This is a genomic window from Vibrio sp. M250220 (assembly GCF_036533795.1).
Taxonomy (GTDB): domain Bacteria; phylum Pseudomonadota; class Gammaproteobacteria; order Enterobacterales; family Vibrionaceae; genus Vibrio.
Map to the genome: position 1 here is coordinate 95,279 of NZ_JATABI010000012.1, position 12,577 is coordinate 107,855.

The 12,577-nt window shown below is 46.2% G+C and carries 8 protein-coding genes; 5 read left to right on the forward strand and 3 right to left on the reverse strand.

All coding sequences use genetic code 11. The annotated features are described in order from the left end of the window. Positions 1–59 precede the first annotated feature (59 nt). Positions 60–1,436, reverse strand: coding sequence for a PhoH family protein (locus tag QTN94_RS06865; protein ID WP_138971934.1), 1,377 nt, complete (start codon positions 1,434–1,436; stop codon positions 60–62). Between the two features lie 474 nt (positions 1,437–1,910). Here QTN94_RS06865 and rapA point away from each other — a divergent pair, with 474 nt between their 5' ends. The 5 genes from rapA (at position 1,911) to QTN94_RS06890 (ending at position 8,956) form a co-directional block, all read left to right on the forward strand. Then, complete coding sequence (gene rapA, locus QTN94_RS06870) at positions 1,911–4,832, forward strand: RNA polymerase-associated protein RapA (protein ID WP_331427263.1); 2,922 nt, start codon at positions 1,911–1,913, stop codon at positions 4,830–4,832. A gap of 58 nt (positions 4,833–4,890) precedes the next feature. Beyond that, a complete protein-coding gene (gene rluA, locus QTN94_RS06875; RefSeq protein ID WP_138971936.1) occupies positions 4,891–5,628 on the forward strand; it encodes a bifunctional tRNA pseudouridine(32) synthase/23S rRNA pseudouridine(746) synthase RluA in 738 nt (245 codons plus the stop codon). A 30-nt stretch (positions 5,629–5,658) separates the two neighbouring features. Further along, positions 5,659–6,621, forward strand: coding sequence for a D-2-hydroxyacid dehydrogenase (locus QTN94_RS06880; RefSeq protein ID WP_138971937.1), 963 nt, complete (start codon positions 5,659–5,661; stop codon positions 6,619–6,621). A 167-nt stretch (positions 6,622–6,788) separates the two neighbouring features. Beyond that, entirely contained in the window at positions 6,789–7,964 is a 1,176-nt protein-coding gene (locus QTN94_RS06885; RefSeq protein WP_331427264.1) for a YjgN family protein, read from the forward strand. Next, a complete protein-coding gene (locus QTN94_RS06890) occupies positions 7,964–8,956 on the forward strand; it encodes a M48 family metallopeptidase (RefSeq protein WP_138971939.1) in 993 nt (330 codons plus the stop codon). Before QTN94_RS06885 ends, QTN94_RS06890 begins: the two co-directional genes overlap by 1 nt. 65 nt (positions 8,957–9,021) lie before the next feature. Here QTN94_RS06890 and QTN94_RS06895 read toward each other — a convergent pair whose 3' ends face one another. Together QTN94_RS06895 and QTN94_RS06900 are read right to left on the reverse strand one after the other, a co-directional pair. Continuing rightward, positions 9,022–11,880 carry a valine--tRNA ligase gene (locus QTN94_RS06895; RefSeq protein ID WP_331427265.1) on the reverse strand — a complete coding sequence of 953 codons (2,859 nt, stop codon included), beginning with the start codon at positions 11,878–11,880 and terminating at the stop codon, positions 9,022–9,024. 219 nt (positions 11,881–12,099) lie between these two features. Then, complete coding sequence (locus QTN94_RS06900; RefSeq protein WP_331427266.1) at positions 12,100–12,549, reverse strand: DNA polymerase III subunit chi; 450 nt, start codon at positions 12,547–12,549, stop codon at positions 12,100–12,102. Between the last annotated feature and the right edge of the window lie 28 nt (positions 12,550–12,577).

Below are 12,577 nucleotides of genomic sequence, written 5' to 3' on the forward strand. Positions count from 1 at the left end.
TTTGTGAATAATTATTTTAAATAAATGCCGAGATATGAATTATATCTCGGCAAAAGTGATTATAAATTCTCTTCGGCGTATTCAGCTAGTCGGCTGCGAACCACACCATTGAGGTGAATGTTGGCACTTCCTTCAAAGTTTTTAAATCGCTCGACCATATAGGTTAAGCCAGAAGTGACGGGGGTTAGATAGTGAGAATCGATTTGTGCTAGGTTACCTGAGCAGACGATCTTAGTCCCTTCACCACAACGGGTTATGATGGTTTTGATCTGAGAAGCGGTCAGGTTCTGACACTCATCGAGCAAGACGAAGGCATTTTGGATCGAACGTCCGCGCATAAAGTTGATCGATTTGAACTGAATATTGGCTTTGTCGCAGATGTATTTCAATGAGCCTTCAGTGCAGTGATCGTTTTTATGCAATGCTTCTAATGTATCGGTGACGGCCGCAAGCCATGGCATCATTTTCTCTTCTTCACTACCCGGTAAAAAGCCGATCGCTTCACCTATGTCTGGGGTGTTTCGAGTGACGATGATTTTGTCAAAGATGCCTTTTTCTATGGTTTGCTCTAGTGCAGAGGCGAGAGCGAGTAAGGTTTTACCACTACCAGCAGCCCCAGTTAGGATCACCAGATCAATGTCTGGATCGAGTAGGGCATCTAGCGCCATTCCTTGATAGATGTTTTTTGGGGTGATATCCCAAGCGCGTCGATGCATCATTCTTTCACGGCTGAGATCTTTAATCGTGATCGTATCTTGGTCAATCTCCTCTACGCGCCCTGCGAAGTCGCTGTCCTCATCGATCATGTATTGATTGATATAAGTAGGCTCAAAGGGTTCGCGTGCGATGGTGTGATAGGTTCTGCCTGCAAGAGTTTTACTTTCGACATTTTGGACGTTGTTCCAGAACTCTCCTTCAATTTGCTGGAATCCTTTTGTCAGGTATTGCACGTCATCAATGAGCTGATCTGTGCGGTAGTCTTCAACAAACCTAACCCCAGCCCCTTTTGCCCGTAAGCGCATGTTGATGTCTTTGGTGACTAAGATGACTTCGCGCGGTGCACGTTTGTTTTGCAAATAGAGCACACCATTTAAGATGCGGTTGTCACCGGCTTTGTCGGCAAAAGCTTTGACGGTCTCTTGCAGCTCAAAGTCAGCCAGAATGGCAATGTGTCCGGTATTCTCTTTCTCTTTGTTGGTGGGGATGCCTTCGGATATCTCATCTGGAGTGGCATCTTTAAACATCGCTTCTAGTGCACGTATTGCGACACGCGCATCGCGAGCAACATCGCGTTTACTGTCCTTAATTCGGTCAAGCTCTTCAAGAACAGTCATTGGGATAACGACATCGTGTTCCTTAAATGAGTAGATGGCGAGTGGTTCATGAAGAAGAATGTTGGTGTCTAGGACAAAAATTTTCCGGTCTGTATCACCCATAAGCGTCTCCTTGCCAGTTGGCGGCCTGCTTACTCTTCAAGCTTTGCTATGAAGAGGATCTCTGCGGTTGGTTGCAGCGATGTAGCCAGGTAATCAGAGTTCGCTGATGGTTTGACTACAAAAACTGCAAACCCGTGTTGAACGTCATCCTATTTGAATGCATCAGTTGTGCCAGTCAGAAACTTGACGTGAAATGATGCTGCTCATAGATAAGTATAAACAGCTTTTTCAACACGCTCTTTTAGAAGTGCCACTGATTTCTTACACTTTGATGTCACACTCAGCTTGAGTAAAAAATTGTTGGTTTTTGAGGCCTTTGTACGTGACCAATGTCACAGCTTCAAGTAAGATTAGCGACCTTTTTCGGCGTAACGACTGACCTATTTTTCCTCGTCAGTTTCCTTTCAAGTTGCGCAAGAGTTACTAAAATAAATAGACCCATTTTCGAACAAATTTAGATGAGGTAGTCGATTCATGACATTTGCTTTGGGCCAGCGCTGGATCAGCGATACGGAGAGCGATTTAGGTTTAGGAACCGTTGTAGCATTGGATGCTCGTACTGTGACATTAATGTTTGCAGCTTCTGAAGAAAACCGCGTTTACGCTCGAAACGATGCGCCTGTAACCCGAGTGACCTTTAACGCTGGCGATGTGGTTGAAAGTCAGGAAGGGTGGTCTCTTAAAGTTGAGCAAGTTGTCGAAGACCAAGGACTACTAAGCTACATAGGTTCACGTGAAGACAGCGGTGAAGACAGCGGTGAAGACGGTATTGTTCTGCGTGAAATTATGTTGAGCAACCAGATTCGTTTTAACAAGCCACAAGATAAGTTGTACGCGGGTCAAATCGATCGTATGGATAATTTTGTGCTCCGTTATCGTGCATTGGTGAACCAATACGAACAGCACAAGAGCCCAATGCGAGGTCTGTGTGGTATGCGTGCAGGCCTTATCCCTCATCAGTTATACATTGCACACGAAGTGGGTCGTCGTCATGCGCCACGCGTACTTTTGGCGGATGAAGTCGGTCTGGGTAAAACCATTGAAGCTGGTATGATCATTCACCAGCAAGTACTGGCTGGCCGCGCTGAGCGTATTTTGATTGTTGTACCAGAAACGCTGCAACATCAGTGGTTGGTCGAGATGATGCGTCGATTTAACCTGCATTTCTCCATCTTTGATGAAGAGCGCTGCATTGAAGCATTTGCTGACTCAGAAAACCCATTTGATACTCAGCAATATGTACTCTGTTCGCTCGACTTCTTGCGCAAGAGTCGTAAACGTTTTGAACAAGCACTGGAAGGTGAGTGGGATCTGCTGGTTGTCGATGAGGCGCACCACCTAGAGTGGAGCCCAGAGAAGCCAAGTCGCGAATACCAAGTGGTTGAAGGTTTAGCGGAGCGTACGCCAGGTGTTCTATTGTTGACGGCGACACCTGAGCAGCTAGGTCGTGAAAGCCACTTTGCTCGTCTTCGCTTACTGGATTCTGATCGTTTCTTTGACTACCAAGAGTTCATCAAAGAAGAAGAGCAATATGCGCCGGTTGCTGATTCTGTTAGTGCGCTATTCTCTGGTCAAAAGCTGGCAGACGAAGCGAAAAACCAAATTACTGAATTGCTCTCTGAGCAGGATGTGGAGCCACTTTTCCGTATTATCGAAAGTGATAGCGACGAAGAAGCCAAAGCCGCTGCACGCCAAGAACTGATTGATAACCTAATGGATCGTCACGGTACTGGTCGCGTACTTTTCCGTAATACACGTGCTGCAATCAAAGGGTTTCCAACACGTAACGTTCACCTTCTGCCGATGCTTATCCCACAGCAGTACACGACCTCTATGCGTGTGTCGGGCATGATTGGTGGCAAGATGAGTTCGGAAGCTCGTGCGTTAAAGAACCTATACCCAGAAGAGATCTTCCAAGAGTTTGAAGGGGATGATTCAAGCTGGTGGCAATTTGATAGTCGTGTTAACTGGTTACTTGAAAAAATTACCGAAAAGCGCAGTGAGAAAATTTTAGTTATCGCTTCTCGTGCGAGCACTGCACTTCAGTTAGAACAAGCTCTGCGTGAGCGCGAAGGCATTCGAGCTACGGTTTTCCATGAAGGTATGTCGATTCTAGAGCGCGACAAAGCGGCGGCTTATTTTGCCCAGGAAGAGGGCGGTGCTCAGGTACTGATTTGTAGCGAAATTGGCTCTGAAGGTCGTAACTTCCAGTTTGCTAACCAACTGGTGATGTTTGACTTGCCGTTTAATCCGGATTTGCTTGAGCAACGTGTTGGCCGTCTTGACCGTATTGGTCAGAACCGCGATATCGATATTCATGTTCCATACCTACAGGGTACGTCACAGGCCATTTTGGCGCGTTGGTTTGATGAAGGCCTTAACGCTTTTGCAGAAACCTGTCCGACAGGTCGCACGGTTTATGACAAATTCGCAGATCGCCTCATTGAAATGCTTGCGTCAGGCGACACGAGTGATTTAGATGATGTGATTGCTGAATCAGCGGTAATGAACAAAGAGTTAAAAGCTCAGTTAGAACAAGGTCGTGACCGTCTATTAGAAATGCACTCTAATGGTGGTGAAAAGGCGCAAGCAATCGTCGATAAGATTGCAGCAACCGACGGCGATACTAACTTAGTGACTTTCGCTTTGAGCCTGTTTGATACGATTGGTCTCGATCAGGACGACAAAGGTGAAAATGCCTTAGTCGTGACGCCATCAGAGCATATGTTGGTTCCGAGTTATCCAGGTCTGCCTTATGAAGGTGCCACCATCACATTTGACCGTGAAACTGCACTGTCTCGTGAGGATATGAACTTTATCAGTTGGGAACACCCAATGATTCAGGGGGGCATTGACTTACTGATGAGTGAAGGCGTAGGTACGACGGCGGTTTCACTACTGAAAAATAAAGCATTGCCCGTTGGTACAATGCTACTAGAACTGGTTTATAAGGTAGATGCTCAAGCGCCTAAGCGCAGCGGAATCAGTCGTTTTCTGCCAACGACGCCAATTCGCTTAATGCTGGACGGAAAAGGTAATGACCTCTCTTCACAAGTTGAGTTTGAGAGTTTTAACCGTCAACTAAGCCCAGTGGGTCGTCATATCGCAACTAAGCTGGTTTCATCGGTACAGGCACAAGTACATCAGATGATTGAAGCCGGCGATAAGCTAGTGGTAGAAAAAGTCGACGCCATTCGCAGCCAAGCTCAGCAAGAGATGCAAGCGAGCCTCAATGCAGAATTAGAGCGCTTACAAGCATTGAAAGCGGTGAACCCAAATATTCGTGATGAAGAACTTGAAGCGATTGAAGAGCAGATTAAGTTACTCACTGGCTATATTGGCCAAGCTCAGTACCAACTAGACTCGTTACGCATGATTGTGGTCTCTCACAACTAATTGGCGTCCTTTAATTGATAAACCCAGCTCTGAGCTGGGTTTTTGTCGGGTATCATTTATGGCAATGACAGAATACAACCCACCACGTGAACCTTGGGTTGAAATCGTGTTTGAAGACGAGCACATCTTAGCGGTGAATAAGCCGTCTGGTTTGCTTTCTGTTCCGGGGCGAGCAGCAGAACATTATGACAGTATGTGGTCTCGCTTGATGGAAAACTACCCTGATGTTCAGGTGGTTCATCGCTTGGATATGGACACATCCGGTCTGATGGTTTTCGCAAAGCATAAACATGCTGAAAGGGCGTTAAAGAAGCAGTTTCAGTATCGACTGACGCACAAAGTCTATTATGCGCGAGTCTGGGGGCATGTCGAGCAACAAGAAGGAGTGCTCGATTTCCCATTGATTTGTGACTGGCCGAATAGACCGCGACAGAAGGTTTGCTATCAAGATGGTAAACCATCGAAAACCATTTTCCAGGTGGTGAAACGAGAAGAGAAAACCACCATCGTTAGATTGCTACCTGTGACAGGTCGCTCTCATCAGTTGCGCGTTCACATGCAAGCTTTAGGACACCCAATTGTCGGAGATGAATTTTATGCGGAGCAAGAGGCGTATGAATACTCAAATCGCCTAGAGTTGCATGCGGCGGAGCTCAGTTTTTATCATCCGCGCAGTGAATGGCTGCGTAGTATTTTTGTACCATGTGACTTCTATCTTGAAGCAGAAGAGATGATCTTTGATTATTTTGATCCTGTGCGAAAATTACCAGACTACAAAACGCTGCCACACCAATAACTGTATATAAGGCAGCAACAAGGAGGTTATATGTCGCTGCCAACTGTTGTTTTTCTTGATCGAGCAACCATCCCTACGCAAATTGAATTGCCATCTCTTCCATTTCCGCATCACTGGATTGAGTACGATTTCACCACTCCAGCGTTGGTGGTTGAACGTGCTCACCAAGCAGAAGTGATCATTACGAACAAAGTAGTGCTAGATAGCAATATCTTGAGTCAACTAACTAACCTTAAATTGGTCGCTATCTCGGCTACTGGATTTAACAATGTTGATATCGACTATTGTCAGCAACATGGTATCGCTGTGACCAATGTGCAGGGGTATGCCACTCAGTCTGTACCAGAGCACGTGATTGCGATGATGTTTGCGCTTAAACGCAATTTGAAAGGCTATCACAATGATATAGCGGCAGGAGAGTGGCAACGTAATAAGCAGTTCTGTTTCTTTACTCATCCCATTAGCGATACAGCTGGCTCAACGATGGGGGTGATTGGCAGTGGAGCATTAGGGCAAGCGACAGCAGCTGTGGCTAAAGCGTTGGGGATGCATGTTGTCTTTGCGGAGCGCAAAGGGATTTCTCCGTGTCGAGAAGGTTATCTGCCGTTCGAACAAGTACTCGCACAAGCCGATGTGTTAACCCTACATTGCCCGTTAAGCGAAGAGACACGTCATCTTATCGGTCGCAATGAACTGGCTGCGATGAAATCATCCAGTATCGTTATCAACACTGGTCGAGGTGGTTTGGTCGATGAAGAGGCGCTGGTGGATGCCCTAAAACAAGGTGTCATTCGTGGTGCGGGCGTCGATGTCTTTACCGATGAGCCAGCGGATGAATCCAACTCACTTATTGCCAATATGCACTTGCCAAACTTATTACTCACGCCACATGTTGCTTGGGGGAGTGATTCCTCCATCCAGAGCTTGGTGGATATTTTAATGGATAACATTGCCGCCTTTATCGCAGGGCGAGAGAAGAACCGAGTCGTGTAATGTTGATGAGTAGATGAATCATCGTGTATTCCATATTTACTACTTATGTTTTGTGATGCATATCTATTGGTGAGGTATTTTCCGGCGTTACCTATAGACGCTTTGGATGAAATGTAAGACATTGTTAAAACTAAGGTTATTTATTCAAACGTCAGGAAAAACAAAGCATGGAAAACAATCAAATTACAAACCCTGTACAGTTTAATGGTCGAGGAGGCGAGTTTTTTGGCATCTGGATTGTCAATATCTTGCTCTCTATCATCACACTAGGTATCTACTCCGCTTGGGCGAAAGTTCGTACCAAGCGTTACTTTTATGGTAATACTTCGATTGCCGGAGACAACTTCGAATACCACGCCACGCCAATGCAAATTCTCAAAGGGCGTATAGTGGCTTTGGTTATTGTGTTGTTGTGGTATGTGTCTAACAGTATCGCGCCGATGATCAGCATGGTGTTGCTATTAGTCTTTTACGCAGCTTTACCGTGGTTACTATGGAGCAATGCGTGTTTTGACGCGGCGATGACCAGCTACCGTAATGTGCGCTTTTCATTTACCGCAACGCTAAAGGACGCATATTTATCGCTACTTGGGCGTGGCCTAAGTGCTTTGCTGGTGGCGATGATCTATTTCTCTATCGTGGTTGCTATTGCCTCCCTGTCGGTGATGGCGACGGTGATTTTAGGCGCAAGCTCATTGATCTTATTGGCCGTACTTTACGGCTGGGTGATCGCGGGCGTACAGAAGTTCTTTGCTAATGGCTATCAATACGGCGATTGGAAGTTCAGTGCTGAGTTGACCAACGGCTTCTTTATCAAAACCTACCTGAAAGCATTATTGATTGGTGTGCTTGCTTCTGCACTATTGGGCTTTGTTATGCTCGGTTCGGTATTTAGTGGGATGGACTTCCATGCACTGCAAAACGGTAACTTTAGCTCGTTGGAAGATGGTTCTCAGATGAGCGTGTTCATATTTGGCTACTTGGTTCTGTTTGCGTTGTCTATCGCGTTAAGCGCTTACACCACGGTTTGTATTCGCAACCATGTATTTGGTCAGCTTTGTGCGAGCCACGAGCAGACACCTGAAAACCAATACCAATTCAACTCCAGCTTAACGGTCTTTGGCTATGTGTGGCTGGTGGTGTCGAACTTCTTACTGCAAGTTATCACGCTAGGTATTGCGCGCCCTTGGGTCATGGTTAGAACTACACGTTATTTGGCGGACAATACTGAAGTGATTGGTGATATGGCGCTGTTAGCAGCGATAGACCTAGATTCTGATGTGAAATCTGCGATTACAGATGAAGTCGCACAAGCGTTCGACATCGGTATTGGTATCGGTTAATGCGGATTCAAGGAACCGCCTTTCCGCCTCGTAGCTCAGTTCGTTATGAGGCGGAGCTGGACGTCAGCCAAGCCAATTTCTTAAGCCTTCGTGTAGGCGGCGATATCATCAGCTGTCAGCAACAGGAAGTAGAAATCAGCGTGCCTGTTGGCAATTTGCCGATTCGGTTTGCTTTCCCTGATGGCTGGGTCTTTGTTGTGGAGCGCAGCGTAGAAGTTAGCGCGTGGCTCAAGCGTAACCGAAAGTCAGGATTGGTGGATAAAATTGAATCCAACGTGATGGCTTGGCTCGTTGCGATAGTAGTGTGTCTTGGTGTGTTGCTCGGAGGTTATTTTTACGCGTTGCCTTGGGTCAGCGAGAAAGTGGCACAGTTGCTGCCAGATTCGGTCTCGGTGAGCTTGGGTAACAAGATTCTGGAAACCTTTGATAACAACTGGCAAGAGAGCGAGTTACCCTTAGAGCAGCAAGAAGCGATTCGACAGCGTGTTACCCAGCATTTGCAGCAACTGGATCCATTGCCGTATCCGGTCGAAATCATTTTTCGTTCATCAGACATTGGTGCCAATGCGTTTGCTCTGCCGGGTGGGAAAGTAATTTTGCTCGACCAACTGGTTGAGCTCGCCGCGAATGAGCTGCAACTGGACAGCATTATCCTGCACGAGATTGGTCATGTTCATCATCGTCACATGGTGGAGAAGTTGGTTCGTTCGAGTATTTTGTCGGTTGGGGTAGTGCTTTTGACCGGTGAGAGTTCAGGTATTGTTGATAATCTTGCAGGTGTTGGCGTGTTCCTCTTGTCTAACGGGTATTCGAGGCAGGCGGAGAGTGAAGCCGACCACTTTGCGAAGCAAGCAATGGTGAAGATATACGGCAGCAGTGAGCAGATGGCGGAAATGTTTGAGTTGTTCGAGCAGCAATACTCACTTGATGTCCCGGAGTGGCTTAACTCTCATCCAGATTTCGAGCAGCGCATCCAAGCTGCTCGGGATTAATATTCAAGTCAAAAGAAACAAAAGGCAGCGAATCCGCTGCCTTTTGTTTTATTCAGTCACTGCTATTACAGCGCTGCAATTGTTGCTTTTTGCTCTTCTAGCTTACTTAATGTCTCTTTGTAGCCTTCTAGTTTCTCACGCTCTTTCGCAACAACAGCTTCCGGTGCTTTAGCAACGAAGCCTTCGTTACCTAGCTTACCGTCAAGACGTTTGATTTCGCCTTGAGTCTTCTTGATTTCACCATCGAGACGAGCAAGTTCCGCATCTTTGTCGATAAGACCAGCCATTGGGATCATCAGTTCAGACTTAGCAACGAGTGCTGTTGCACACGCTGGAGTTTCTTCACCTGACTCAAGAACACGCACTGACTCAAGTTTCGCTAAAGAAACTAGAACTTGTTTGTTTGCTTCTAGTCGAGCTGCATCTTTTTCGTTTGCCGCTTTTAGCATAACTTCAAGCGGTTTACCTGGATTGATGTCGTACTCAGCACGTAGGTTACGAATGCTGGTGATGAATGACTTAACCCACTCGATGTCATCAAGAGCTTCTTGGTTGAAGTTTGCTTCATCAAACTGAGGAAGCGCTTGAAGCATAATGGTTTCACCTTCAACGCCGTCGACAAGAGGCTTGATGCTCTGCCAAATAGTCTCGGTGATGTAAGGAATCACTGGGTGTGCTAGGCGAAGCGTCTTCTCTAGAACTGTGATTAGCGTGCGACGTGTACCACGTTGCTGAGCTTCATTTCCTTTCCATAGAACAGGTTTGGTTAGCTCTAGGTACCAGTCACAGAATTGGTTCCAGATGAACTCATAAATTGTGTTCGCTGCCATGTCTAGACGGTAGTTATCTAGGTGGGCGTTGAACTCTTGCGCTGCAAGCTCAAACTGAGATTCGATCCACTTGTCTGCAAGAGAGTATTCAACTTCACCAGCACCAAAGCCACAATCTTGCTCTTCTGTGTTCATGAGTACGTAACGGCTCGCGTTCCATAGCTTGTTACAGAAGTTACGGTAACCTTCTAGACGTTTCATATCCCAGTTGATGTCACGACCAGTAGAAGCCATCGCCGCGAGAGTGAAACGCAGTGCGTCAGTACCGTATGGTTCGATACCGTTCTCAAATGTCTTACGTGTGTTCTTCTCGATCTTCGCTGCAAGTTGAGGCTGCATCATGTTGCCAGTGCGCTTCTCAACAAGAGACTCTAGGTCGATGCCGTCGATCATATCGATAGGGTCAAGAACGTTGCCTTTAGACTTAGACATTTTGTCGCCGTTTTCGTCACGGATTAGACCAGTAACGTAAACTGTTTTGAATGGTACTTGTGGTTTACCATTCTCATCTTTACAGAAGTGCATCGTCATCATGATCATACGAGCAACCCAGAAGAAGATGATGTCAAAACCCGTAACCAATACATCTGAAGGGTGGAATGTCTTCAGGTCGTCAGTGTTTTCTGGCCAACCTTGAGTACCAAACGTCCATAGTGCAGAAGAGAACCAAGTATCCAGTACGTCGTCGTCTTGGCGTAGAACCACGACTGGCGCTAAGTTGTTGTTAGCACGAACTTCTTCTTCAGAGCGACCTACGTATACATTACCGTCATTGTCGTACCATGCTGGAATGCGGTGACCCCACCATAGCTGACGTGAGATACACCAGTCTTGAATGTCACGCATCCAAGAGAAGTACATGTTTTCGTATTGCTTAGGAACGAATTGGATTTCGCCATCTTCAACCGCTTTTGTTGCCGTTTCAGCTAGAGGTGCTGTGCGAACGTACCATTGGTCTGTCAGCATTGGTTCGATAACCACACCGCCACGGTCACCGTAAGGAACCGTTAGGTCGTGATCTTTCACTTCCTCAAGCAGACCCAGTTCGTCAAACTCAGCAACGATAGCCTTACGCGCAGCGAAACGCTCCATGCCACGGTATTTTTCTGGGATATCTGTAGAGTAAGCATCGCTTGCTTCACCGTTTGTCGTGAAGACTTCAGCCGCATCACGGATATCAGCGTTGAAAGTTAGGATGTTGATCATTGGTAGCTGGTGACGCTTACCTACTTCATAGTCGTTGAAGTCGTGAGCTGGTGTGATCTTCACACAGCCAGTACCTTTTTCCATATCCGCATGTTCATCGCCTACGATAGGGATGCGACGATCAACGATTGGAAGGATGATCTCTTTACCGATAAGATCTTTGTAACGAGGATCTTCTGGGTTAACTGCAACACCAGTATCACCAAGCATTGTTTCAGGACGAGTTGTCGCAACAACAATGTAGTCTTTGCCTTCGGCAGTTTTGACGCCGTCCGCTAGTGGGTAGCGGAAGTGCCACATATGGCCTTTTTTGTCTTTGTTTTCTACTTCTAGATCAGAGATCGCAGTGTGTAGCTTTGGATCCCAGTTAACGAGACGCTTACCGCGGTAGATTAGATCTTCTTCGTATAGACGAACGAAAACTTCTTGAACGGCATTTGATAGACCGTCATCCATTGTGAAACGTTCACGATCCCAGTCTACAGATGCACCAAGACGACGGAGCTGTTTAGTGATCGTACCGCCAGATTCACCTTTCCATTCCCAGATTTTGTCGATGAAAGCATCACGGCCATAGTCGTGTTTTGTTTTGCCTTCTTCAGCAGCAATCTTACGCTCCACAACCATTTGAGTCGCGATACCAGCATGGTCAGTACCTACCTGCCAAAGGGTATTTTTACCCTTCATACGTTCAGCACGGATAAGTGTATCCATGATAGTGTCTTGGAACGCGTGGCCCATATGTAGGCTACCAGTGACGTTCGGTGGCGGGATCATGATGCTGTAAGCTTCTTTAGTCGTGTCACCGTGTGGCTTGAAGTAGCCTTTCTCTTCCCAAGCTTGATATAAAGCCTGTTCAATTGAAGTTGGGTTGTATGTCTTTTCCATAATCGCCTTTTTTCTCGTCATATTTGGGCTGATCGCTGTGTTAACTGCACTCGCAAACCCTAATCAAATACTTAATGTATATTCATAGGGACTTACTCACTGTTGCCTTGCTTTTCGCCCAACTATTTAGAGAAAATCTTATCTGGTTGATGGTAAATCTTAGTCAATCATTATAAGTGAACTCTCTAGAGTGGAGAGCTTAACTATAAGGATTGACCGTTAGTTGTGTTTGATTTCGATCGTTTGTAGCTGATAACCAGCTTGGCGGTAGATTTTATATCTTTCTCGCGCCAGTTGCTTGGCTTTTTCCTCGCAAGGGACGAAGTCTACCACCTCAGCAAACTTGTTCGCAAAGGTTGTCTCATTTTCAGCCAAATTTATTACTAATTGTCTGTTCCATGAAGGCTTGACCCCCTGATAGCCAATCTCGATATTGGTTGCATATCGCGGGCCTTCACCGACTAGATTATGAGCCATAAATTCGCTGCTATCGACTTGCCAAAATCGTTCTGCTAACTGTTCTGCATGTGATTTATTATTGCAGTTAAGGTAGACCTTTGCTCCTTGCTTAGCAAAGTGACGAGTAAGAAACAGAATGTACTCTTCGAATCCATCAGGGGTAGCCTGATGAGATTGTTCAGCAATGAGATAAAATGTAGCGTTCGCCATGTTCTGATCCTTTTGCACACAAAGGCAG